Origin of the sequence: Bacillus sp. LUNF1 (genome assembly GCF_011008975.1) — a bacterium.
GTDB classification, from domain to species: domain Bacteria; phylum Bacillota; class Bacilli; order Bacillales; family Bacillaceae; genus Bacillus; species Bacillus velezensis.
In genome coordinates this window covers 3,766,112-3,791,248 of sequence record NZ_CP048876.1, presented here as the reverse complement: position 1 = coordinate 3,791,248, position 25,137 = coordinate 3,766,112, and the positions used below count along the sequence as shown (strand labels likewise).

Genomic DNA, 25,137 nt, shown 5'->3' with positions numbered 1-25,137 from the left:
TAGGGGTAGATTTTCTGGAGGAGCGAATGATAGTGAAGCCGTTTACCGAAAAACAACTTGAAGAATATTACCGGCGTGACGAAAACATGATGATTTTGGTGTTTGCCCAATGGTGCGTCAATCATGACCTTGATCCGATGGCCATTTACAGCAAGGCTTATCCCGGACAGCCTTTAAACGAAGAGCTGCGAAAAACGGCTGAAGAACTTGTCGTGCCGAAGGAGGAATCAGAACCGATTCCTGATCAAACTGTCATCGGCGTTTTGGAGATGTTCGGCAACTCCGATTTGGCAGAAGCCGTTTATGAAGCCATTGCGCAAAGACCTTCACGGTAAAAGAGGCGTGGATTTTCCATGTCTCTTTTTTTTATGGAGAAAATGTGAAAGAAGGCCCAGAAACAATTTGCTGATCCGCGCTGTCTATAGAGTGTAACCCGTTTTCAAAAAGGGAACGGTAATGAAAAGGAGGAGTTGTGATGAAAAAGGCATTCAAAATGATGGCGGCCGTGCTCTTAACCGTGCTGACAGCCGCGCCGTTCGGAGGTTTCGCGCCTTCAGCCGAGGCCGCGCAAACCGCAAAGCCCGTTGTCAAAAGCCATACGTATAAGCATGTAAAACAGCTGACATACCCCGAGGTCACAAATACGGGAAACGCATCTTTTGAAAAGAAAATCAATCAGGACTTCAAACGTTATATTGAACAATCGTATCAAGAATATGTGAAAAACAAAAAAGACGGTGAAAAACAAGGCTACAAAGCGGAATACCAGGCAGATTTCAAGGTGAAGTATAATCAAGACGGCAAGCTCAGCATTCAGACGGAAGACTACAGTTACACAGGCGGCGCACACGGGCTGACATCCGTTCAGACCTTTAATTACGACTTGGCCGCAAAAAAACGGGTCACACTCAATGATGTGCTGAATACAAAAACGAAAGCTAACAAGACGAGAGACTATCTTTACGGCTACATCAAGAAACATGACGATCTGTTCGATCAGGACGTTAAAAAACAGGAGATCATCCTGAATAACGAAAGACCTTTCTTCTTTACGAAAAACGGCATTGCCGTTGTGTTCGGACAATATGATCTCGGACCGTACGCGGCAGGAATCCGGGACGTTTTCGTACCTGCATCCGTCTATCAATAAAAAAAAGCGATATCACTCCAAAACGGAGCGGTATCGCTTTTTTTCTTTTACCAGACAAACAATCCGACAATCGCCGCGCTCAATAAGGAAACGGCAATTCCGCTGACAAGCAGCTTCCAGACGTTTTTTCCGATGATGGCTGATTTTTCACCATCAAGCAGAGATTGATAAGATCCGTAGATCATACCGATGGTGCTGAAGTTTGCGAATGATGTCAGGAATGTCGTAGCCACGGCAATCGTGTGCGGCGGGAGTGAATTCAGCTGCCCTTTCAGATCGGCCATTGCCACAAATTCATTCGTCGCGAGCTTGATGCCCATCAGCTGTGCGACATACATCGCGTCATGTACGCCTAATCCGAGAAGGAAGGCAAACGGACTGAAGATGTATGAGAAAATCTTTTGAATGGTCAAACCGTGCACGAACAGTCCGAGTACGCCGTTTAACGCGGCCGTTAACGCCACATAGCCGATTACCATCGCTAAAATGACAATGACCATGTTCATGCCGACAAGCATACTGTTAGAAATCGTGGAGAAGAAGTCTTTTTTCTCCGCTTTTGAAGGAACGTAAATAATATCATCCTCTTTAGAAACGTCCACAGGATTCAGCATATTGGCGATTAAAAGCGCGTTTAAGCAATTCAGCGGGATGGCTGTAAACACATAAGTGGACGGAACCATCGTCAAGTACGATCCGATGATCGAGCCGCTGATGCTGCTCATGCTCATCAGCCCGAATGTCAGAAGCCGGTTGTTGCTGACGGCGGCAAGCTGCTGGCGGATGACGGCTAAAGCTTCCGTATTTCCTAAAAACATCATCTGGATGGAGAAAAAGCTCTCCAGTTTCGGCAGACGGGATATTTTAGAAATCAGCCAGCCGATTTTATCAATGAGCCACGGCAGAATACCGAAATACGACAGCATATCAAAGAAGGTCACGACGAAGATAATCGGCAGCAATGCGCTGAAGAAAAAATCAACCGTCGGGTTCGCCATGACAGACGGAAAAGCGAACGCAATCCCTTGACTGGCGCAGGAAATCAGCCATGTAAAGAACGCGCCGATCTTCCCGATGACAAAGCCGCCGATTTTTGTCCCTAACATAAACCAAGTAATCAGAAACTCAAAGACGAGGAGCATGACAATCGGACGCCATTTAATCTTCTTCTTGTTGGGAGAGCATAAGAAAACAACAGCCATGACAACAATGAGACCGACAATGTTCAATAAAAAGTACATGTGAGCAACTCCTATAAGGGTATTATGGAAATAAAAAAAGCTCTTATTCGTCACAAATTCCTGAAAGCCAGAAAGTGTGATAAATAAGAGCCAAAAGAAAAGAATAGACAGCGTCATATGCTTTTCACTCGTTCAAATTTATGCAAACTTTCTTGTAGTCTAGTCTTTTACGGCACTAGGTAGAAACAATCAGACCATATTACTGATCATATACAAGAATAACGATATTACATGAGATAGCAGTATTTTATCGTTTCAATTTTTGAAAATCAACCTTTTTAGATATTTTCAAAATAATAAATTTATATTATAAATAAAGAAAATAAAGGATGTCTATAAGTAATTGGATAATAAAGGTGTAAAAAACTCCTAAAAACCGTTCCGGTTCATTGTAAAGACGGGATGCAGCTGATAAAATGGATCTGAGGGCACAGCCTTCAAAAGACGGCAGAAAAGGGGTCATTTTCGTGATCATCCAATTCATTCGTTACAGATAATGAGAGGTATAGATAAATAGGTAAAACCTTCCAATTTGGCAAGGTTTATTTGTCTATGCCTTTTTCATTTCATCGGAATAACGAATGAATGAGGTGTTTTTTTTGACGTCTATAAAAAGAAAACGCGCGGAATTACTGCAATCATGCCAATCCGTGTTCAGGTGTCCGCTATGCCGGTCGGCCATGGCGGTCTCACGATACCGAAGCTTGATTTGCGGACAGGGGCATACATTTGATATATCAAAGCAGGGATATGTGAATTTCCTCAATAAATCGGTCAAAACCCGCTATGACAGGCAGCTGTTCGAAGCGAGACGCGAGCTTTTTGACAGCCGGGAATTTTTTGGGCCGGTTCAAAAGGAGATCGCCGCCGTCATCAGCCGTAAGCAATCTCCGCATAAACCGGCGGCGATATTGGATGCGGGGTGCGGAGAAGGCTCTCATTTAGCCGCCGTATGCAAATTGCTTCAGCCCGCTTTTTCCGTGACGGGAATCGGCATTGATCTCTCGAAAGAAGGTGTGCTGCATGCCGCAAAGGCCTTCGGGAATCATTTGGTTTTTGCCGTCGCTGATGTGGCGGATGCGCCGTTTGCCGACAGCTGTTTTGATGTCGTGATGTCTGTTTTATCACCTTGGAATTACAAGGAATGCAGCAGACTTTTACGAAAGGGCGGCACAGTCATTAAAGCGGTGCCGCGGCGTGATTATTTGAAGGAAGTAAGGGAATTTTTCTTCGGAGACAGCCCTCGGCGGAAAGACACCGCCGATTCTGCGGCCGGACGATTCCAAGCGGGCTTTCAAACCTTTGAGCGCAAACGGCTGTGTTACACGAAGACCTTAGCGCAGCCTGACCTCGAGCGGCTTGTGAAAATGACGCCCTTAACATGGAAATGTACTGATGACAGCATCCGGCGGTTTATCAGCCGGAAAGAGGCTGCTGTCACGATAGATATCGATATTTTAATCGGGACCGATCCGCTGTAAAACGGAAAAGACACGCTGATCGCGTGTCTTTTTTTTTATTTCCAGACTTCACCGGCAATGTTGACGACATGGCGCAGTTTCGCCCATTGCTGTTCTTCTGTGATCAGGTTTCCTTCCTCAGTGGAGGCGAATCCGCATTGCGGGCTGAGGCAAAGCTGATCCAGACTGACATATTGTGAAGCTTCTTCAATCCGGCGTTTAATCGCGTCCTTGTCTTCAAGTTCGCCATGTTTCGACGTAATCAATCCAAGCACAAGCTGAAGATCAGAGCGTTTGACATAACGAAGCGGTTCAAAGCCGCCGGAGCGGGAATCATCATATTCCAGGAACAATCCGTCAAGATCAAGCCCGTCAAAAATCGTTTCAGCCGCTGCATCATAGCCGCCTTCAGCCGTCCATGTGGATTGGAAGTTGCCGCGGCAGATATGCATCGTAACCTTCAGATCGTCAGGGCGGTCCTTGATGGCGTCATTAATGGAAGCTGCAAACAGCTTGCGCAGCTCATCCGGCGTTGTGCCGAAAGCTTCAATCTGACGAAGCCCCGCTTCCGATAAGAAAACGGCCCATGCGGTGTCATCGAGCTGAAGGTAGCGGCACCCGGCGTCATAGAAAGCTTGAATCGCTTTTTTATACGCCTTTGACACATCGTGCTGAAATTGTTTGTAATCATTCTGGTAGGACGCTTTTTCCAATTTTCCGCGGAAAAACAGCATATTCGGACTGGGGATGGTCATTTTCGGAACAGCATCGCCGGCAATGCTGTGCAGGAATTTATAATCTTCGAGCATCGGATGCTGAGAAAAATCAATATCTCCCGTTACTTTAATGCCGCGCGCTTTCGTCTGTACGTTGTGAAACTGAATGCCGCTTTCAGGCGTAAATGCCTCAACCCCGTCTAAATTTTCGAGAAAATCAAAATGCCACCAGGCACGGCGGAATTCGCCGTCAGTCACGACATTGAGGCCGGTTTCTTTCTGCTTTTCCACGCTGCGGATGATTTCTCTGTTTTCGATTTCGCGCAGCTGTTCTGCTGAAATCTCACCTGCCGCTCTTTGCAGGCGGGCTTGCTTCACAGCCGCCGGCCGCAGCAGGCTTCCGACCTGATCTGCGCGAAACGGCGGGTTTTTTCTTAGAAGAGTATGCAATGGTTGTTCTGTGTTTTGCTGTGACATGAACGATTCCTTCTTTCCTGATGAAATATAAAAAAACTCTTCCCTCGGATAGGGAAGAGCTTGCGTCCGCAAATCTCAACCTTATCTTCAGGATTTAGCACCATTCTGCTGAACAGCGGTTGCCGGGTATCATAGGGCCAGTCCCTCCACCTCTCTTGATAAGGAAATATGCTATTTTTCAGAATAAACTGTAATACTCTAATCTTAGTATGTTTTCTCATATTGTCAATATATTTCGATAAATATTTTTATTTGTCACCCTCAAATAGAATCATATCTATCACGATGGCGATCGCAAGACAAAGAGCAATATCCTCTTCCTTTTCAATCTGCAAATGATAGGAATCGCCCCAGCTCATCCATGATTTGGTGACGGTCATCCGGTTTGATTTTCCGTCTGTCACTTGAAAATTCCGCCCCCACACATCGCCGGTAAGGTCCCAGCCGACCCCGGAAATTTCAAATTTCGGTTTGAAAAACGTGACTTTCTTGATGACTTGGCAGACGGGTTTGCCGCTGACGGAAATCTCGTAACGGGGAACGAGCGACATCAGTTTCTGATTGACGCTGGCGAGCGTGCGGCCGTCCAAATCAGTCAGCTTCAGTTCATCACCGAATGAAAACAGCTTTCCTTCAACATTGTAGACTTCTTTTCCGCTTTCAAGAAACACTTGAAAACGATTCTTAAACGTAAACATTCGCTCTTTGATGTAAAAATGGTACATAAAAAAACTCCTTTTTTATGTTGTACGAAAAAAGGAGGCGGTTGGTTTCATATCGGCCGGGTGCATAAAAAAAAGGCTGCCGATTTTGCGGCAGCTGTCGTTTTTATGATAGCGGCATCCGGCGTTTTTGACGGATCGCATTTAAATCAATGATGTTATTCGTGTCGGCAGCTGTCACCAGCGGGCTTGTCTTTGGCGTTTTCCGGCGGTTGTCCTTACTGAAAGAGAAAACAAGATACCCTGTCAAAGCAGCAAAAATAAGTAGCATCATTTTACATACCTCCCAAAAAAAGTTTTGGTATTATTATTGTACGAAAAAACAAACGAAAAGTATTCAAACAATTGTCACTTTTTTAAAAAATAACGTCATTTTCCGTAAAAATAACTATGGGTTGAAGAAATTTTGCTCTTGTTGTGGTTCTATAGATTGTATCGGCTGATGGATGATGATCGTTTATATAACTTTTTCACTATTTTTTGTAAGTGTCTAAATAACTATTTCAGTGTTTTCGTTTGCCTTGTGTTATTCAGTACCCTAAAAAACCTTATAATATGCAAAATAACTGCTTCTAACAGATGACTGCGAGTTGACAGCGCTTTCTTTATTTTTTTAAAGAAAACGAGATGTTATCTTAAAAAAATCGTTTGAACATTTTCCGCAGTTTTTTAAAAGGGTTTGATTTTGTCTCCAGAACACGCGGGTCTTTTAAGGTTTTTTTCAATTCTTTCGCTACAGTCCCTCTTGCCATAGTCTTCACTCCTTCTTTCCAATTCATACCTTATATACGGAAAGAAAGAAGGAAAGGTTTCATGTGAAAGAAAAAAACCAAAGCATGGGGCTTTGGTTTTAAGCGCGCTCTTCAAAGAGCCTGGCGATTTCAACAATGACGTTTACCGCCTTTTCCATATGATCGACGGAAATGTATTCATATTTTCCGTGGAAGTTTTGGCCGCCCGTAAAAATGTTCGGTGTCGGCAGTCCCATGTAAGAGAGCTGTGATCCGTCGGTTCCGCCCCGGATCGGTTCGATAATCGGTTCGATGTCGAGGTTTTTCATGGCTTGATAGGCGACATCGACTATCTCTTTGACCGGTTCTATTTTTTCTCTCATGTTGTAATATTGATCACGCAGTTCAAGCTTGATGCTTTCGTTGCCGTATTTGGCCGCCAGCGCATCGGCGGTTTTCTGCATATATTCTTTTCGTTCTGCAAAGCGGTCTCTGTCAAAGTCTCTGATGATGTACGACAGGGCGGCTTCAGAAACGTCTCCGTTCATGGAAAGTAAATGATAGAAGCCTTCATACCCTTCCGTATATTCCGGCGCTTCTTCTTTCGGCAGCGCGTGGTGAAATTCCATCGCGATTTTTGAAGCGTTGACCATTTTGTTTTTCGCCGTTCCCGGGTGGACGCTTTTTCCGTAACAAGTAAGCTTTGCGGCTGCTGCGTTAAAGCTTTCATATTGCAGTTCGCCGAGGGGGCCTCCGTCTATCGTGTAGGCGAATGCGGCGTTGAAGCGGCCGACATCGAATTTGTGAGGGCCTCTGCCGATTTCTTCATCGGGCGTGAACGCGACCCGGATCGTTCCGTGTTTGATGTCCGGATGTTTGATCAAGTACGCCATTGCCGTCATGATTTCAGCAATGCCCGCTTTGTTGTCGGCTCCGAGCAGCGTCGTGCCGTCTGTTGTGATCAGCGTCTGGCCTTTATAGCGGGAGAGCTCTGGGAATTGCTCAGGCGACAGGACGACATTGAGTTTGTCATTCAGAACGATATCATGTCCGTCGTAGCTCTCAATAATCTGAGGATTCACATTTTTTCCGGTAAAATCGGTCGCGGTGTCCACGTGAGCCAGAAAACCGACAGTCGGCACGTCTTTATCCGTATTTGCCGGCAGAGTCGCCATGACGTACCCATTGTCATCGACTGTGATGTCTGTCATGCCGATCGACTTTAATTCATCTGCCAGCATGTTGGCCAATGTCAGCTGGCCGGGGGTTGAAGGGCAGTTTTCATTGTTTTCGTCAGACTGTGTATCGACTTTTACATAAGAGGTAAAGCGTTCAATGATTTCATTTTTCATACCGTCATCTCCTTTGTCTTATCTTACCATGCGCGGGGGAGGGATTTCTATTTCGCAACCGTTTTGAATCGAGGGCTCTGTTTTTTACGCGAATGAAAATAAATTATGAAGAAACGATGACTAAACGATTAAACTTTTTGGAAATGGATGATTGAGGAAGAAAAAACCGATATAATATGGTCAATTCATTCAATAGGGGAGGCTTTCTTCATGGCGATTTTAGTGACAGGCGGAGCGGGTTATATCGGAAGCCACACATGTGTCGAGCTGTTAAACGGCGGCTATGACATCGTGGTTTTGGATAATCTGTCAAATAGTTCACCGGAAGCATTGGAGCGTGTGAAAGATATTACCGGAAAAGGGCTTGTGTTTTATGAAGCGGATCTCCTTGACCGTGACGCCGTTCACCGGGTGTTTGCTGAAAATGAGATTGAAGCCGTCATTCATTTTGCGGGATTAAAAGCGGTCGGTGAGTCTGTGGCTGTTCCGCTTCGTTATTATCATAATAATCTGACGGGGACGTTTATTTTATGTGAAGCCATGCAGGCACACGGTGTGAAAAAAATCGTCTTCAGTTCTTCAGCGACGGTTTACGGCGTTCCGGAAACAACGCCGATCACTGAGGATTTTCCATTAAGCGCGACCAATCCTTACGGGCAGACAAAGCTGATGCTGGAACAGATTTTACGCGATCTGCATAAAGCGGACTCTGAATGGAGCATTGCGCTGCTCCGCTACTTTAATCCGTTCGGCGCGCACCCGAGCGGCCGGATCGGAGAAGACCCGAACGGCATCCCGAATAATTTAATGCCGTACGTCGCCCAAGTCGCTGTCGGCAAGCTTGAGCAATTGCAGGTGTTCGGCAATGATTATCCGACAAAGGACGGCACCGGCGTGCGGGATTACATCCATGTCGTTGACCTTGCCGAGGGCCACGTCAGAGCGCTTGAGAAGGTGCTGAACACAACAGGCGCGGATGCCTATAATCTCGGCACGGGAAGAGGCTACAGCGTTCTTGAGATGGTCAAGGCGTTTGAAAAAGTATCAGGAAAAGAAGTGCCGTACCGTTTTGCCGCCCGGCGCCCGGGAGACATCGCCGCATGCTTCGCAGACCCGGCAAAAGCGAAGGCTGAATTAGGCTGGGAAGCAAAGCGCGGGCTTGAAGAAATGTGCGCCGACTCTTGGAAGTGGCAGTCCTCCAATGTGAACGGGTACCAAAAGGTGTAAAAAGAAAGAGACCTTCAAATGATGAAGGTCTCTTTTTTTACGGTCATTATTTAATTTTCACTTCAACATCGTTGCTGAACTTTAATTTCCAAGTGCCTTTAGAGTATGCGTTTTTATCAACTTCAAAAGCTTTTACGTCAGTAACTTTAATGTTCGGGTTCAAGTCACTTAAAATTTTACTGTTGTCTACTTTTGTTTCTGTTGCATAGCTTGAAGAAGCATCAATATCTGAATCATAGGATGTTCCTTTAGAATCTACTAATTTCGCTCTTGGAATGGAGAAAGAGCTTAACGGCTTGTTTGAAACATTTTTAACTGTGTATTGAACAGCTACGATAACGCCGCCGTCAGACGCTTTTTTCTCGACAAATTGAGAGCCTACTGAATCTCTTTTTTCCACTTTGGTAACGGTAACTTCAGTTTTCTCAGTCTTAACAGTGTCACCGATGTTATACAGTTTTTCCTTGGATTCCGCAGCTTTTGAAGACGCGGTTTTAGATGATGAAGATCCGCCTCCGCCGCCGATGTTTACGAGAATGATAATAACCACTACCGCCAGAAGCAATGTGATAATTTTATGTCTCATAAAAAAGTTTCTCTGATCTTTACCGCAGTTTGGGCATTTTTTAACGCCTTTAGCGATTTCTTTGCCGCATGCCTTACAAGACACCAGGTTGCCTGCCATAATATTTCCTCCTATGTAAACTATTTCTTAAAAACTACATACTATAATGCCTGTAAAATAACCTATAGTCAATAATATTTTGAGAAAAAAAGTATTTTAATGATTTTTTAGTCATGTATTTTAAGGGCCTTTTTTAGTATCGGCAGATCGTTCGAATTTTTTATATGTTTATTGAAAAAAAGAGTGGTTGAACATGTTCGTGATTTCCCGTATAATCTTGAAAGATATACAAAAACTGAACATAAAAAACAGTGGTTTTCTAGGGTTCCGCAATGCTGAATTGGTCTGGACCGAGAGAAAACACACAGCAGGTTCCTGCTGTGACACGTTGGGATAAAAGCCCGGGAGTTTCTGCTCTTTTAATGAAGAGTGCTCTCCCGGGCTTTTTTGATTTTATATAAAGGGAGTGTCTGGGATGAAAAAGAGATTGCTGGATGTGCTGATGCTGATTATTGGGGCTTTTATCTTTGCTTTGGCCGTTAATTTATTCGCCATTCCGAATGATCTTGGAGAGGGCGGGGTAACGGGAATCACCCTGATCTTGTACTATGTGTTTGAATGGTCGCCCGGGGTGACGAATATCATTTTGAACGGGATCTTATTGATTATCGGATATAAATTTTTAGACGGAAAAACAACGCTTTATACGATCATTACCGTTGTTGCCAATTCACTGTTTCTGCATCTGACGCATGATTGGCACTCGCCTTCACATGAACTCATTATTAATACTATTTTTGCGGGTGTGTTTGCCGGTGTCGGAATCGGGATCATTATTCGAGTCGGAGGAACGACTGCGGGTTCTGCCATTTTGGCGAGGATTGCGAACAAATATCTCGATTGGAATATCAGCTATGCGCTTTTGTTCTTTGATCTGATTGTCGTCTTCAGTTCTTATTTCATCATCGGTGCGGAAAAAATGATGTTTACCATTGTCATGCTGTACATCGGAACGAAGGTGATGGACTTTATCATTGAAGGCCTGAATACGAAAAAAGCGGTGACGATTATATCTGAGCATAAGCACGAAATCGCTGAACAGGTCAACACGCTTATGGACAGAGGGGTTACGCTGCTGTCGGGTAAAGGAAATTACACGGGGCAGTCGAAGGAAATTTTATATATCGTCATCCAGAAACAAGAGCTTTCCATGCTCAAAAAAATTATTAAAAGCTGTGATACAAAAGCGTTTGTCATTGTTCATGATGTGCGTGACGTCTTTGGTGAAGGCTTCGTCGATATCTCTAAATAAAAAGGATCCCTCTGCCGGCGCGGAGGGTTTTTTCTTATGCCGGCAGAAGCTGTTATGATCCGTTTCCCGGGAAATAGCCTGAAAGCTGTTTCTTAAAACGAAGTGGATACAATCGGCCGGACGTTTTATACTGAAAATATGATAGAGCGATAGAGAGGAGCGCATATGAACCCGTTATTGGCAATTTACCCGAGGGCTGTGTTGTCTGATACGTGCTGTACGGCGGAGGATGTCTTTTGCTTTTATGATGAGAAAAGGCGGGTCTATGTCACCATTCCGAAGGAGGATATTGCCCCGAAGGAGAAACTGCTTCTGGAATCATTTTTGACGCCCGCTGAAGAAAAAGGCGATTTTTTTCCGGAGACGGCGGCAGCAAAGAGGTGGCGGCGGTTTCTGCTGGAAGAGGGTCCGGTGCCTGATGTCAAGGAGCCTCGTGTCCGTTTTATCCATTATGACTTATTGAGAGAACGGGACTGGGGGGCATTTACGGAAGCGCTGCGCCATTTCTGGCCGGTTTCATATACAGTTGTCCGGACGGGAAGGGATCAAGGCGTGATTGTGGAGGAAGAAAAGCTGGAAGCGCCAGATTCGGATGACATCGCATCTTTTGTGAAGATTCTCGAAGGCGATTTTTATTTCAGTGTCCGTTTTTTCATCGGAAGGTATTACGGCGCGGGAGAACGTCTGCGCCTTCATTATCGGAGAGAACAGCAATATTGTCAGATTGGCCGGCGACATCTCCCGCAGCTGAGCACGCTGACCGCGGAAACGGTATTTCCGGCCATGCTCATGGAAGAAAGCAGAGAAAAGCTCTCAGCCTTGCTTCACGAAGAAGCGGCGCTGCTGTTTCAGAAAGAACCGGGGCTGAAGCATACGATTCAGACTTTTATTGAACATAACTCGAACATGTCGCTCACATCGAAAAAACTGCATTTGCACCGCAACAGTCTTCAATATCGGATTGATAAATTCGCGGAACGCTCAGGTATTGATATTAAGACATATCGGGGCGCCCTGCTGGCTTATTTCATTTGTCTGCAGTCTGAAAAATCACATTAAATGGGAAATGTGCACGAAGGCAGCGGACTTTTTTTATGAACATTGCCTATATCCGCCGCCGTCTGACGCTGTTACAATCCTATTTAAGAAAGCGGTTACAAAAAAGGAGAGATGACATGGCGGAACTTCGGCTGGAGCATATTTATAAGTATTACGATCAAAAAGAAGCGGCTGTCGATGATTTTAACCTTCATATTAAAGATAAAGAGTTTATCGTGTTTGTCGGTCCGTCGGGTTGCGGCAAGTCGACAACTTTGCGGATGGTTGCCGGGCTGGAGGATATTACGAAGGGTGATTTCTATATCGGTGACACGAGAGTGAATGACATCGCTCCTAAAGACAGGGATATCGCCATGGTGTTTCAAAACTATGCGTTATATCCGCACATGACGGTCTATGATAATATCGCTTTCGGTCTGAAGCTGAGGAAGATGCCGAAACCTGAGATTAAAAAACGGGTCGAAGAAGCGGCGAAAATGCTGGGGCTCACAGAGTATCTGCACCGCAAACCGAAAGCGCTCTCCGGCGGGCAGCGGCAGCGGGTTGCATTGGGACGGGCGATTGTCAGGGATGCCAAAGTGTTCTTAATGGATGAGCCGCTGTCAAATCTGGACGCAAAGCTTCGGGTGCAGATGCGGGCAGAAATTATTAAGCTGCATCAAAGGCTGCAAACAACCACAATCTATGTGACGCACGACCAAACAGAAGCACTGACGATGGCGACACGCATCGTAGTCATGAAGGACGGAAAAATTCAGCAGATCGGCACCCCGAAAGACGTGTATGAACATCCGGAAAACGTATTTGTCGGCGGGTTCATCGGCTCCCCAGCGATGAACTTTTTCAAAGGAAAGCTGACGGACGGCGCCATTCAGATCGGTTCAGCCGCTCTCAGCGTGCCGGAAGGGAAAATGAAAATGCTACGGGAAAAAGGGTATGCCGGCAAAGATGTTATCTTCGGCATCCGCCCGGAAGACATACATGACGAGCTGATTGTGGTAGAATCCTATAAGAATTCATCCATCACAGCTAAAATCAATGTCGCGGAATTGCTCGGGTCAGAAATTATGGTCTATTCCCGGATCGGGGATCAGGATTTTATCGCCCGGATTGACGCCCGCCATGACATTCGTGCCGGTGAGGAATTGACCGTCGCTTTCGACATGAATAAGGCTCACTTTTTTGACAGTGAAACAGAAATCAGAATCCGCTCATAACGCAAAGCCGGACAGCTGGATGTCCGGCTTTTTTGATGTAACAATTTATGACGCATAACCGATATAAAAAGTAAATAGAAGACAGAAAGCAGGAAAACGATGAAACGCATGATCATGTGCATGTGCCTTTTGGCTGCCGTGTTTACGCTTGCCGCTTGCTCGGGCCATGAGGCAAGCGCCGAACAAAGCATTCCGAAGGCAGAAGCGCACCACGATAAAAAATCTGTAAAGCGCCAAATCAAAAAAGAGCCGGATACGTCCGCCTGGGTTAAAACGAAAGGAACGGCAAGACTGCCGATTCTGATGTACCACAGCATTTCTGAGGGAAACAGCCTGCGTGTGCCGAAGGAAGAATTCCGGCAGCATATGAAGTGGCTTCATGATCACGGCTATTATACGATGACTCCTGAAGAGGCCTATCTGATGCTGACGGAGGATAAGGAGCCGCGTGAAAAATGTGTTCTGATCACATTTGATGACGGCTATACCGACAATGTGAAAGCGGCCTATCCCATTTTAAAGAAATACAAGATGAAAGCGACAATCTTTATGATCGGAAACTTTATCGGGCATAAGAATCATCTGACTGAGAAGCAGATGAAGGAGATGGCCGCCCACGGCATTTCCATTCAGAGCCATACGATGAACCATCTCGAATTGAACGGGCTCACACCGCAGCAGCAGCGACGTGAAATGAGGGACTCTAAGCGTTTATTTGATCAAATGTTCGGGCAGCGGACGTCTATGATCAGCTACCCTGTCGGACGATATAATAAGGAAACATTAAAAGCCGCCGCCGCGTCAGGCTACCGTATGGCGGTCACGACGGAGCCGGGAGCGGCGTCAAGAGATCAGGGGCTTTACGGGCTTCACCGCGTCCGTGTGTCGCCGGGCATGTCCGGCGCGGCATTCGGCTCTTATATTCAAAATGTGATGAAATAACAGAGCCTCCGCATATGCGGAGGCTTTTTTCAGTTTAATAGAATTGATGAAGCAGCAGAAGGGTGACACTCACGGTAATCGCTCCGCCGATCCTGGTCGACACTTGGGCGAACGGCATCAGCTCAAGCCGTTCAGCGGCGCTCAAGATCGCGACGTCGCCGGTGCCGCCCTGGCCGGAATGGCAGGCATTAATAATCGCCGTCTCAATCGGATACAGATTCAGCCATTTTCCGGTCAGAAAACCGACGGCCATCATCGTGACGACGATTGATAAAATGGTAATGATGTTGCTGATCGTAAACGCCGCAATCAGCTTGTCCCACGGTGTCATTGAAACGCCGATCGCAAATAAGAGCGGATAGGTCACGGCTGTCGAGAAAAAGCGCGAGACGCCGAAGGCTCCGTTTTCAATCGAAGCCGGCGCCAGCCTGAACAGCTTAATGAGAACGGCAAGGACGAGCATCACGACAGGAGCCGGAAGCTGAAAGAAATCATGCGCCAGCATGCCGACCAAATAGAGGGAAACCGCTAAAATACCGCCCGAAGCGAAAAAGGACAAATCAAACGTTTTATCATTGGTAGGCTGTTCCAATGCGGGAGCGGAATGATCAGACTTATCAACCTTCCCGTTGCCCGTCCATTCCGGTTTGCGTTTCCCGATGACATTCAGCAAACCCGATAACATAATGGCGCACAGGCTGCCGAGCATGATGGACGGCAGCACAAGCGCAAAGGCGTCTCCCTGGGACATCGGCATCATATCGGAGTAGCCGATGGATAAAGGAATCGCGCCTTCACCGACACCCCCCGCCATAATCGGAACGACAATATAAAGCAGCGTGTGCTGAAAGCCGAGCCCGAGCAGCGTCCCGACGCATAAGCCGACGATGGCGGCCGCGATTGAGCCGGCGATCAGCGGAATAAAAATCTTGACGAAAGCTTTGACGAGCGTCTCTCTTTTCATCCCGAGAATACTGCCGACGACGATACCGGCAATAAATAGATAGAGAAAGTTGGAGCTTTCCGTGAATTTTGTTGTTGAAGTAATAATGTCTTTCGGAAGCAAGTGGTAGTAGACGACAGCGGATGGAATAAAGGTTGCGAGAATCGCAGGGCCGCCGATGGACCGCACGATCGGAATGGATTTTCCGATCTGGCCGAAGGTAAATCCGAAAAAACTCATGACGGCAATTGATGTCAGAATGTCGCTTTTTACATCACGGCTCATGACAAACACCGTAATAAGCAAAAAAAGCAGGATATAAATAGGAAGAGGAATAATGCCGATTCTTATATTCATTGCTCTGGCAAACCAGTTATCAGTCCGTTCCTGTTTTTGGATTGAATCCGTTTGCAATTTTGGTTGAAGTTCTCCCATGCTTGTTCCCCCAGTCGTTATGTAGTGAAAAAATATCCCCATTTAAAGTTTACTAAAAAATTTAAATTGTTCATATATTATGAATTTACTAGAGGACATGTTTTCTTCACATTTTCTTTCTCGAAATGGCAATTTGGCGGGCTTTTTCACCGAGAAAAGCATTTTGTTCGCCACACGAATAAAAAAGAGGTACGATATCAAAGGGACAAATATCCTATGTGCTGACATAAAATCTCTACAAATCCGACATTAATCGGTCACAATTTCAGCCTTATTTTAGGTATATTGATCTTTTTTTTTAGGCTGAATCGTTGTAAAGTAATGATATTGAATCATTTCTATGACAGCCGCTGTCCCCCAGGGTGTACAGGCTGATATTTCAATAGTTTTGACGAATTTGTGAAACATTGAGCAAATATATCATTTTTTGTGAAATACCGAGCAATGATTTCGCTATGTTTGTGAAATGTTGAGCAATTTACCAGATTGGAGGAAAAACATCATGAGTGAGTTGGTATTAGCCCGCATTCAATTTGCATCTACAACATTGTTTCACTTCTTGTTTGTGCCTTTGTCTATCGGGCTTGTGTTTATGGTTGCTTTGATGGAGACGCTTTATGTTGTCAAAAAACAAGAGACCTATCTCAAAATGGCTAAATTTTGGGGGCATCTCTTTTTAATTAACTTCGCTGTCGGCGTCGTCACAGGGATTCTTCAGGAATTCCAGTTCGGATTGAACTGGTCTGATTATTCCCGTTTTGTCGGAGACGTATTTGGTGCTCCGCTTGCGGTTGAAGCGCTTTTGGCGTTTTTTATGGAGTCTATTTTTATCGGATTATGGATTTTCGGCTGGGACCGTTTATCTAAAAAAGTGCATTTGCTTTGCATTTGGCTTGTGTCCTTCGGAACGATTATGTCATCTTTCTGGATTTTGACGGCAAACTCATTCATGCAGGAGCCGGTCGGCTTTGCGATTAAAAACGGCCGCGCGGAAATGAATGATTTCGGGGCGCTTCTGACAAACCCTCAGCTTTGGGTTGAATTCCCTCACGTCATTTTCGGGGCGCTTGCGACGGGTGCTTTCTTTATCGCCGGTGTCAGCGCATTTAAATTATTGAAGAAAAAAGAAGTGCCTTTCTTCCATAAATCTTTCAAGCTTTCGATGATTGTCGGTCTGATCGCCGGTATCGGCGTTGCGTTCAGCGGACATATGCAGGCTGAGCATTTAATGGAATCGCAGCCGATGAAAATGGCTGCCAGTGAAGCGCTTTGGGATGACAGCGGTGATCCTGCCGCGTGGACGGCTTTTGCGAATATTGATACGAATAAAGAAAAAAACACATCAGAAATTTCAATTCCTTACGCACTCAGCTACTTGGCTTACCAGAAGTTCAGCGGCAGTGTGAAAGGGATGAAAACACTTCAAAAAGAATACGAAAAAACGTACGGAAAAGGCGACTATATCCCGCCTGTTAAAACGACGTTCTGGAGTTTCCGCATTATGGCGGGAGCGGGCGCGCTTATGATTTTTGCCGCGATTGCCGGCTTTATTCTGAACCGCCGCAAAAAGCTTCATACGAGCAAGTGGTATTTACGGGGCATGATCGCACTGATCGCATTTCCATTCATTGCGAACTCTGCCGGTTGGATTATGACTGAAATCGGCCGCCAGCCGTGGACGGTCATGGGACAATTGACGACCGCACAATCCGTTTCTCCTAACGTAACGACGGGATCTCTGCTGTTTTCAATTATCAGCTTCGGCGTCATGTACTTGATTTTAGGCGCGCTGCTTGTTTTCCTATTCGTTCGTGAAATTAAAAAAGGTGCGGACCATGATGATCATAAGGATGTTCCTGTGTCAACGGATCCGTTCAGTCAGGAGGTCTACCATGGGGTCACTTCATGATCTTTGGTTTATACTCGTTTCAGTTTTGTTTGTCGGATTTTTCTTTTTAGAGGGTTTTGATTTCGGTGTCGGCATTTCGACCCGATTTCTTGGCCATAATGAATTAGAACGCAGAGTGCTGGTTAACACCATCGGCCCGTTCTGGGATGCGAATGAGGTGTGGCTTATCACAGGTACGGGAGCGATCTTCGCGGCATTCCCGAACTGGTATGCGACGATGCTGAGCGGATATTACATTCCGTTTATCATCATTCTTCTTGCCTTGATGGGGCGCGGCGTGGCATTTGAATTCCGCGGCCAAGTGAATAATCTGAAATGGGTCAAAACATGGGACTGGGTGATTTTCTTCGGCAGCCTTATCCCGCCATTTGTATTCGGACTTATTTTCACAAGCTTGTTCCGCGGTGTGCCGATTGACGGACATATGAACATTCACGCAGGTTTTTCAGATATTGTGAACGTGTATTCCGTTCTTGGCGGAGCAGCCGTCACCCTTCTTTCATTCCTGCACGGTTTAATGTTTATCACCCTGCGCACGATCGGTGATTTACAAGAGCGTGCGAGAAAAATGGCAAAACGCGTAATCGGTGTTATCTTTCTTGTTGTACTTGCTTTCTTTGCGATGTCTGCATACGATACGGATATGTTTACACGCCGGGCAAACATCACGATTCCGGTATTCGTGCTGATTGTCATCTGCAACGTTCTTGCCGTTGTGTTCATGAGCAAGAAAAAAGACGGCTGGGCATTCGGTATGACCGGCGCGGGTCTTGCTTTGACAGTTGCGATGATTTTTATCTCTCTGTTCCCGCGCGTCATGGTCAGCTCGCTGACAAGCGCGTATGACTTAACAGTAGCTAACGCGTCTTCCGGTGATTATTCACTTAAGGTCATGACAATTGTCGCACTGACTCTGCTGCCGTTTGTCATCGGCAGTCAGATCTGGAGCTATTATGTCTTCCGGAAACGCGTCAGCCATAAGGAGCCTATGACTTATTAATGGGAAAAGACCTGTTTCTTTATAAAGGAATGAAGCGGATTCTTGCGATCATTACGGGATTAACGATTATACAAACGGCCGCCATCATCTTGCAGGCGGAATGGCTGAGCCAGGCGGTAACCGGATTATTTAACGGGAAGCGGATTGCTTCTCTTTATCCGGTTATCGGCTTTTTCCTGCTTGCGTTTTTGGTCCGGCATGCGGTGACAACGGTCCGGCAGAAAATCGTGTACCAATATGCCGCGCAAACCGGCGCAGACTTAAGAAAAAGATTTCTTGAGCAATTGTTCCGTCTCGGCCCCCGCTTTGCGAAAAAAGAGGGGACGGGCCGGATGGTGACGCTGGCGATGGAAGGCATCAGCCAGTTCCGCCGTTATTTAGAGCTGTTTCTGCCGAAAATGGTCAGCATGGCGATTGTGCCGGCGGCCGTTGTTATTTACGTGTTTTTTCAGGATAAAACATCGGCATTGATTCTGATTCTTGCGCTTCCGATTTTGATTGTATTTATGATTCTGCTCGGACTTGTGGCACAGAAAAAAGCCGATCGCCAATGGAAGTCCTATCAGACGCTTTCCAATCATTTCGTGGATTCGCTCCGCGGACTGGAGACATTGCGGTTTTTAGGATTAAGCAAATCACACAGTAAAAACATCTTTCATGTCAGTGAGAGATACCGCAAGGCGACGATGAGCACGCTTCGGGTCGCGTTTTTATCATCATTCGCCCTGGATTTCTTTACGATGCTGTCGGTGGCGACAGTGGCGGTGTTTCTCGGCTTGCGGCTGATAGACGGACAAATTCTGCTCGGGCCGGCATTGACCGCGCTCATTCTCGCGCCTGAATATTTTCTCCCGGTCCGCGAAGTGGGGAATGATTACCACGCGACGTTAAACGGGCAGGAGGCGGGGAAAACCATTCAAGCGATTTTGGCGCAGCCCGGTTTTAAAGAAGAAAAGCCGCTCGAACTTGATACGTGGACTGACGGGGATGAATTACAGCTTACGCGTTTGTCCGTCCGAGAATCGATGTCTGAATTTCATTTGTCCTTTAAAGGGAAGAAGAAAATCGGAATTATCGGGGAAAGCGGTGCGGGAAAATCGACACTCATTGATGTGCTGGGCGGCTTTTTAGAGCCTGCGTCCGGTGAGATCAAGGTAAACGGTGAATCCCGCTCGCATCTGCAGTCGGACGGCTGGCAGAAGCAGCTGCTCTATATTCCGCAGCACCCGTACATTTTTGATGACACGCTTTTGAATAATATCCGGTTTTATCATCCTGATGCTTCCCGTGAGGAAACGGCGCAGGCCGCTGCTTCGGGGGGTCTTTCCGAACTGATCCGTGATCTGCCCGGCGGTCTTGACGGCCGGATCGGCGAGGGCGGACGGGCGCTCAGCGGAGGGCAGGCTCAGCGTGTCGCGCTGGCCAGAGCCTTTTTAGGAAACCGTCCGATTCTCCTTTTGGATGAGCCGACCGCTCACCTTGATATTGAAACAGAATATGAAATAAAAGAAACGATGAAAGACCTGTTTGAAAACAAACTTGTCTTTCTGGCCACTCACCGTCTTCACTGGATGCTTGAGATGGACGAAATTATCGTGCTTGATGACGGCGCGGTGGCGGAAATCGGCACCCACGACGAATTGATGGCGAAACAAGGCGTATACGCCAAACTTGTAAAGGCGCAACTGGGGGAAAGAACATGAGAAAAGAAGAATGGATTCTGCCGTATATGAAGCAAAATGCCCGTTTGTTTGTTCTTGTGATTTTTTTAGGCGCGGTGACGATTTTTTCGGCGGCCTTTCTCATGTTCACTTCCGGTTTTTTGATCTCTAAGTCGGCGACCAGGCCTGAGAATATCCTGCTGGTGTACGTTCCGATTGTGGCCGTGCGGACCTTCGGGATTGCCCGTTCGGTCTCACGGTACGCCGAGCGTCTGACGGGGCACCATATCATTTTGAAAATCGTGTCCGACATGAGGGTGCGGCTTTACAATATGCTGGAGCCGGCCTCGCTCATGCTTTCATCCCGTTTTCGGACGGGCGACATGCTCGGCATTTTGGCTGAGGATATTGAGCATTTGCAGGATGCGTTTTTAAAAACGATTTTCCCGGCGGTTTCCGCTTTGCTGCTGTATGCGGCCTCCGTTATCGGACTCGGCTTTTTTTCCTGGCCGTTTGCCGCTTTTGCGGCGATTTACCTGTTTATATTGGTTGTATTGTTTCCGGTTGTGTCGCTTCTTGTGACGAGAGCGAAAAACATGAGGCTGAAAAGCGGCCGGAATACGCTCTACAGCCGGCTGACAGATGCCGTGCTCGGCGTGAGCGACTGGATGTTCTCGGGACGCCAGGCGGCCTTTATTTCCTCATATGAAGAGAAAGAGAAGGCGTGGTTTGACCTTGAAAGCAAACGTCAGCGGTTTACGAGATGGCGTGATCTCGCCGCGCAATGTCTTGTCGGCGGCTTCATATTGATCATGCTGTTCTGGACGGCGGGTCAGTATGCGGACGGCAGCATCGCCAACACGATGATCGCGGCCTTTGTGCTTGTCGTATTTCCATTGACGGAGGCGTTTCTGCCCCTTTCGGATGCGCTGACGGAAGTGCCTTCTTATCAGGATTCCATCAAAAGAATGAGTAAGGCGGCTCCGGAGCTGCGAAGTGGTGAGGTGAAGCAGACGGATGAGAAACTGGATGTATCGGATGTGACACTTACATTTGATAACGTGACGTTTTCTTATGATCAGCACAGTCATGTGCTTGACCGTTTTTCCTTCACTCTCCGCCAAGGTGAAAAAATGGCGCTGCTCGGCAGGAGCGGCTCCGGTAAGTCGACCTCTCTCGCTTTAATTGAAGGCGCCTTAGTTCCCGATTCGGGCAAAGTGATGCTGAACGGGCTGGAAACTGCGGCCGTGCGGGAGCAGATTTCCTCAGCGGTGGCCGTTTTGAATCAGAAACCTCATCTCTTTAACACGAGCATTATGAACAATATCCGGCTCGGAAACGGCAAGGCGAGTGATGAAGATGTTAAGCGTGCGGCGCGGCAAGTGAAGCTGCATGATTATATTGAATCACTGCCTGACGGATATGAAACGTCCGTGCAGGAGACGGGGATTCGTTTCTCAGGCGGGGAACGGCAGCGGATCGCGCTTGCCCGTATTCTTCTCCAAGACACGCCGGTCATTATCCTTGATGAACCGACGGTCGGCCTTGATGCGGTCACTGAACGCGAATTGCTTGATACGATTTTTGATGTCTTTAAAGAGAAAACGATCCTCTGGATTACACACCATTTAGCTGGTGTGGAAACAGCTGATAAAATCGTCTTTTTAGAAAATGGAAAAGCAGAAATGGAAGGAACCCATCAAGAGCTGCTTGCAGAAAACGAACGGTACCGGAAGCTTTACCGTCTTGATGTTCCGATCAGAACATAAACAGCCGCAAACGAGCGGCTGTTTTTTTGTGCGGTTTAAAATCTCTTCTTGTTTGGAATATAAATAGGAGACAGAAGAGGAGGTACAGAGATGAATATAATGGATTGGACGGAACAGGATGTGAAAGATACGCTGCCGAAGCGGGAGGCAGACAGCCATAAAGGAACGTTCGGGACGGCGTTATTGCTGGCCGGGAGCGATGACATGCCGGGAGCCGCCCTTCTGGCCGGATTGGGCGCGATGAGAAGCGGTGTCGGCAAGCTCGTCATCGGTACATCGGCAGGCGTCATCCCGCTTATCGTCCCGGTGCTGCCGGAAGCGACGTACTGGCGTGACGGCTGGAAAAAAGCCGCGGCGGGCCAGCCCGGGGAAACCATCCGGGCCGCTGCCATCGGGCCGGGCCTTCCCCAAACAGACGAAGTGCAGCAGGCGGCTGATCAGCTGCTTTCTGCCGATTATCCCGTCATACTGGACGCGGGCGCCATTACGAAAAGAACCTATCCAAAGAGGAAAGCCCCTGTGATCTTGACGCCTCATCCCGGCGAATTTTCCAGAATGACAGGCCTTCCGATTCAAGAGATTCAGCAGAACAGAGCGGGATATGCCGCGGAATGGGCGGAGCGGCTTCACGCCACGATTGTCCTGAAAGGAAACGAAACCATTATCGCTTTTCCCGACGGGGAATGCCGCAGAAATACAACCGGAAACGGCGCGCTTGCAAAAGGGGGGACCGGCGACACGCTGACGGGAATGATTCTCGGCATGCTGTGCTGTCATCAAGACCCGAAACATGCCGTATTGAACGCCGTCCGCCTTCACGGCGAATGTGCGGAATTATGGACGAAAGAGCGCTCCGCCCATACCTTATTGGCGCACGAACTTTCTGAACTGCTGCCGCGTGTATGGAAGGAATATGAATAAAGAAAAGGCGTCTTCATAGGGAAGGCGTCTTTTCGGTTGCGGAAAAACTTTAACAGCAATTATTTTTGAGTATTCATTCTAATCCGATAAAATAAAAAAGATAGATTTCAAAAGATGGTGACTTTCTCATGTTTCGCAGGTCTGCTTGAAAAAGAAATTAACTAGATATCAACCATCCTTTTGGAATCACTGTAGCGGGAAGAGATGACCCGTTTTACACATACAACTACCCTAAAAAATTTTTGGTGTCGTTTTTATTTAATCTATGCATGATATGGTGTGCAGCCGTGTCTTATTCACTGATCCGCGTATTTTAAAAGTGAGTAGCAAAAAGCATGAATACACAAGAAGAACGAACGAACAAGATACACAAATATATATAAGCTATACTTTAAGGTTACTGTGTCAGACCAGACATGACTGAATATATTCTTTACCTAGAGATCCTATTATTGGGATTACACCAATTTACACATTGTTGCTACATAATATCAGCAATAAGAGGTGGTTATATTTTTGCTAAATATAAAGATTATATCAACTTAATTTAAATCATAATAGGTAATTTTTAATATTTAAGGGAATATTAAAGTGATTAATTATTGTGTAAATAATTCACCTATAATACTATATATAAGTAAATATTTATTAAAAGGAGTGATAATGGTGTGGACCATTTGTTTTAAAGAATTTAAAAGTCTGTTTAAGAGCGTGAAATCCATTATAACGATAGCAATTCTATTTGCAGTTTCGTATTTAGTTGCTGATTTAATGGAGAGTGTTTCTAAAATCGAAGATTTAGGATTGGATTCAAATGGATATGCGATGGGGATATTTAGTATTGTGTTTCTTATCGGTCTTTTATTAATTTCAGGGCTATCACACGATATTATAAATAGAGAAATTAATATGAGGACTATGCGGTTTTTAGTAACTAAATCATCAAGATTGAAAATTTTGTTGGGGAAATTTTTTGGAATATGGCTATTTTGGCTGTTTTGTATTATAGCCTCATACATATTAATCTCTTTTGTATCAAAAGAATTTTTTTGGTCAGGTGTCGCGGAATGTATGACGTTTATAACTGTTGGAATATCTTTCACGATACTTTTTTCTGTGGTTATTCCAAAACCCGGAGTATCAATGTTTTTTAGTATTATATTTTCTTTGGTTTTTCCTGCGATAAGTCTGTGGGCTCTCTTCTCATCGAATGGTTGGATTAGTTGGTTTAAGTATCTTACACCTTTTTATTACTCATATTTAGGCGGATACTTTATTTTAATAAATCTTGTTTACGCCACCATCATATTATATGTCGCAATAGTTCTATTTAAAAGGAGAGATTTGTAATGACCGCTATCGAAATTAATGATCTAACTAAAGTGTATGGTTCAAAAACTGTAGTCAATAAAGTCAGTCTTCAGGTAGAACGTGGGGAGATATATGGATTCTTGGGGAGAAATGGAGCCGGAAAATCAACCTTTATAAACATGATTACGGGAATAATTCGACCGACCTCTGGAAGTTTTAAATTGCTTAATGAAGAATCCCTTGACAAAATCAAAAATCGTATAGGTGTACTTCCGGACTATTCTACTTTGTATGACTCTATGTCAGCTGTTGACCATCTAAAGTATTTCTCAAAAATTAATGGAAGAAAAATTTCAACTCCCCAATGTGAGAATGTTTTGGAAAGAGTAGGATTGATCAAAGATGCAAATAAAAAAGTAGGTAAGTACTCATTCGGGATGAAAAAGAAACTTGGAATTGCGCAATCAATTGTACATGATCCTGACTTAATTTTCTTGGATGAACCTACATCAGGGGTTGATGCAGAATCTGCATTACTTCTTCAAAGTTTAATCGTAAGCTTACAAGAAGAAGGTAAAACTATTTTTATGACATCTCACAATTTAAACGAAATTGAAAAAATCTGTTCAAAGATTGCTATTATGAAAAAAGGAAGTATCTTCAATGAAGGTACTTTAATTGAGTTGAAAAAGCAATATACATCTAATATTAAAGTGAAATTTAAACACTCTGTAAAAGAAGAAAATCTTAATGATATTAAAGATGCAGTGGGCAACTTTGGATCCGATATTTTCATTAAGAAGAATGAATTCTCACTTTCTGTAAGTTCTGAAGACAAAATTCCAGCTATTATTAGGATATTAACTGAAAGGAATATCGATATATATAGAGTAATAGTTGAAGAGCCAAGCCTTGAGGAAATATTCATGGGATAATTAAAATAAGTCCCCCGTTTTT

22 protein-coding genes and 3 riboswitches are annotated in these 25,137 nt (G+C 45.6%); of the genes, 14 read left to right on the top strand and 8 right to left on the bottom strand.

What is annotated here, in order from left to right; all coding sequences use genetic code 11:
• Positions 1-26: 26 nt before the first annotated feature.
• Both G4O42_RS18840 and G4O42_RS18835 read left to right on the top strand, forming a co-directional pair.
• Positions 27-335 (top strand): hypothetical protein, encoded by a 309-nt coding sequence (locus tag G4O42_RS18840; RefSeq protein ID WP_015418528.1) that lies wholly within the window; start codon positions 27-29, stop codon positions 333-335.
• A gap of 140 nt (positions 336-475) precedes the next feature.
• Positions 476-1,150 (top strand): DUF3298 and DUF4163 domain-containing protein, encoded by a 675-nt coding sequence (locus G4O42_RS18835; protein ID WP_032875635.1) that lies wholly within the window; start codon positions 476-478, stop codon positions 1,148-1,150.
• A gap of 47 nt (positions 1,151-1,197) precedes the next feature.
• Here the strand turns inward: G4O42_RS18835 and G4O42_RS18830 are convergent, their stop codons facing one another.
• Positions 1,198-2,391 carry a NupC/NupG family nucleoside CNT transporter gene (locus G4O42_RS18830; RefSeq protein ID WP_032875637.1) on the bottom strand — a complete coding sequence of 398 codons (1,194 nt, stop codon included), beginning with the start codon at positions 2,389-2,391 and terminating at the stop codon, positions 1,198-1,200.
• Positions 2,392-2,526: 135 nt separating this feature from the next.
• A riboswitch (purine riboswitch) is annotated at positions 2,527-2,627 on the bottom strand.
• 363 nt (positions 2,628-2,990) lie between these two features.
• Between G4O42_RS18830 and G4O42_RS18825 the strand changes: the two genes are divergently transcribed.
• Positions 2,991-3,872 (top strand): methyltransferase domain-containing protein, encoded by an 882-nt coding sequence (locus G4O42_RS18825; RefSeq protein WP_032875639.1) that lies wholly within the window; start codon positions 2,991-2,993, stop codon positions 3,870-3,872.
• A 35-nt stretch (positions 3,873-3,907) separates the two neighbouring features.
• On the opposite strand, the gene G4O42_RS18820 is transcribed toward G4O42_RS18825, so the two are convergent.
• From G4O42_RS18820 to pepT, 4 genes are all read right to left on the bottom strand, one after another.
• A complete protein-coding gene (locus G4O42_RS18820; protein ID WP_029972954.1) occupies positions 3,908-5,044 on the bottom strand; it encodes a 5-methyltetrahydropteroyltriglutamate--homocysteine S-methyltransferase in 1,137 nt (378 codons plus the stop codon).
• Positions 5,045-5,122: 78 nt separating this feature from the next.
• A riboswitch (SAM riboswitch) is annotated at positions 5,123-5,209 on the bottom strand.
• Between the two features lie 83 nt (positions 5,210-5,292).
• Positions 5,293-5,769: an LURP-one-related/scramblase family protein gene (locus G4O42_RS18815; protein ID WP_032875642.1), complete on the bottom strand. Its 477-nt coding sequence runs from the start codon at positions 5,767-5,769 to the stop codon at positions 5,293-5,295.
• Positions 5,770-5,872: 103 nt separating this feature from the next.
• Entirely contained in the window at positions 5,873-6,040 is a 168-nt protein-coding gene (locus G4O42_RS18810; protein WP_003150808.1) for a hypothetical protein, read from the bottom strand.
• A gap of 576 nt (positions 6,041-6,616) precedes the next feature.
• Positions 6,617-7,849 carry a peptidase T gene (gene pepT / locus G4O42_RS18805; RefSeq protein WP_025285494.1) on the bottom strand — a complete coding sequence of 411 codons (1,233 nt, stop codon included), beginning with the start codon at positions 7,847-7,849 and terminating at the stop codon, positions 6,617-6,619.
• A gap of 210 nt (positions 7,850-8,059) precedes the next feature.
• On the opposite strand from pepT, the gene galE reads away from it, so the two are divergent.
• Positions 8,060-9,076 (top strand): UDP-glucose 4-epimerase GalE, encoded by a 1,017-nt coding sequence (gene galE, locus G4O42_RS18800; RefSeq protein ID WP_014419237.1) that lies wholly within the window; start codon positions 8,060-8,062, stop codon positions 9,074-9,076.
• Between the two features lie 46 nt (positions 9,077-9,122).
• On the opposite strand, the gene G4O42_RS18795 is transcribed toward galE, so the two are convergent.
• Positions 9,123-9,662, bottom strand: coding sequence for a DUF4352 domain-containing protein (locus tag G4O42_RS18795; protein WP_119834765.1), 540 nt, complete (start codon positions 9,660-9,662; stop codon positions 9,123-9,125).
• Between the two features lie 347 nt (positions 9,663-10,009).
• Positions 10,010-10,111: riboswitch (guanidine-I (ykkC/yxkD leader) on the top strand.
• A 65-nt stretch (positions 10,112-10,176) separates the two neighbouring features.
• Here G4O42_RS18795 and G4O42_RS18790 point away from each other — a divergent pair.
• From G4O42_RS18790 to G4O42_RS18775, 4 genes are all read left to right on the top strand, one after another.
• Positions 10,177-11,013, top strand: a complete 837-nt coding sequence (locus G4O42_RS18790) for a YitT family protein (protein WP_003150818.1) — start codon at positions 10,177-10,179, stop codon at positions 11,011-11,013.
• 165 nt (positions 11,014-11,178) lie between these two features.
• The gene (locus G4O42_RS18785; protein WP_032875645.1) at positions 11,179-12,072 is read left to right on the top strand and encodes a PucR family transcriptional regulator; all 894 of its coding nucleotides are present in this window, start codon (positions 11,179-11,181) and stop codon (positions 12,070-12,072) included.
• A gap of 116 nt (positions 12,073-12,188) precedes the next feature.
• Positions 12,189-13,289: an ABC transporter ATP-binding protein gene (locus G4O42_RS18780; protein ID WP_029325758.1), complete on the top strand. Its 1,101-nt coding sequence runs from the start codon at positions 12,189-12,191 to the stop codon at positions 13,287-13,289.
• A gap of 99 nt (positions 13,290-13,388) precedes the next feature.
• Positions 13,389-14,231 (top strand): polysaccharide deacetylase family protein, encoded by an 843-nt coding sequence (locus tag G4O42_RS18775; RefSeq protein WP_032875648.1) that lies wholly within the window; start codon positions 13,389-13,391, stop codon positions 14,229-14,231.
• A gap of 34 nt (positions 14,232-14,265) precedes the next feature.
• Here the strand turns inward: G4O42_RS18775 and cimH are convergent, their stop codons facing one another.
• Entirely contained in the window at positions 14,266-15,609 is a 1,344-nt protein-coding gene (gene cimH / locus G4O42_RS18770; RefSeq protein WP_032875651.1) for a citrate/malate transporter CimH, read from the bottom strand.
• A gap of 502 nt (positions 15,610-16,111) precedes the next feature.
• Between cimH and G4O42_RS18765 the strand changes: the two genes are divergently transcribed.
• From G4O42_RS18765 to G4O42_RS18745, 5 genes are all read left to right on the top strand, one after another.
• Entirely contained in the window at positions 16,112-17,518 is a 1,407-nt protein-coding gene (locus tag G4O42_RS18765; RefSeq protein WP_007614697.1) for a cytochrome ubiquinol oxidase subunit I, read from the top strand.
• Positions 17,502-18,518 (top strand): cytochrome d ubiquinol oxidase subunit II, encoded by a 1,017-nt coding sequence (cydB, locus tag G4O42_RS18760; protein ID WP_007614694.1) that lies wholly within the window; start codon positions 17,502-17,504, stop codon positions 18,516-18,518. Before G4O42_RS18765 ends, cydB begins: the two co-directional genes overlap by 17 nt.
• The gene (cydD, locus tag G4O42_RS18755; protein ID WP_032875654.1) at positions 18,518-20,221 is read left to right on the top strand and encodes a thiol reductant ABC exporter subunit CydD; all 1,704 of its coding nucleotides are present in this window, start codon (positions 18,518-18,520) and stop codon (positions 20,219-20,221) included. Before cydB ends, cydD begins: the two co-directional genes overlap by 1 nt.
• On the top strand, positions 20,218-21,948 hold the full coding sequence (cydC, locus tag G4O42_RS18750) for a thiol reductant ABC exporter subunit CydC (RefSeq protein WP_032875657.1): 1,731 nt from the start codon (positions 20,218-20,220) through the stop codon (positions 21,946-21,948). Before cydD ends, cydC begins: the two co-directional genes overlap by 4 nt.
• Before the next feature lie 90 nt (positions 21,949-22,038).
• A complete protein-coding gene (locus G4O42_RS18745; protein ID WP_032875660.1) occupies positions 22,039-22,869 on the top strand; it encodes an NAD(P)H-hydrate dehydratase in 831 nt (276 codons plus the stop codon).
• 599 nt (positions 22,870-23,468) lie between these two features.
• Here G4O42_RS18745 and G4O42_RS20185 read toward each other — a convergent pair.
• A complete protein-coding gene (locus G4O42_RS20185; protein WP_322975840.1) occupies positions 23,469-23,972 on the bottom strand; it encodes a hypothetical protein in 504 nt (167 codons plus the stop codon).
• 246 nt (positions 23,973-24,218) lie between these two features.
• Here G4O42_RS20185 and G4O42_RS18735 point away from each other — a divergent pair, with 246 nt between their 5' ends.
• Entirely contained in the window at positions 24,219-25,115 is an 897-nt protein-coding gene (locus G4O42_RS18735) for an ABC transporter ATP-binding protein (protein ID WP_017418608.1), read from the top strand.
• Positions 25,116-25,137: the final 22 nt, after the last annotated feature.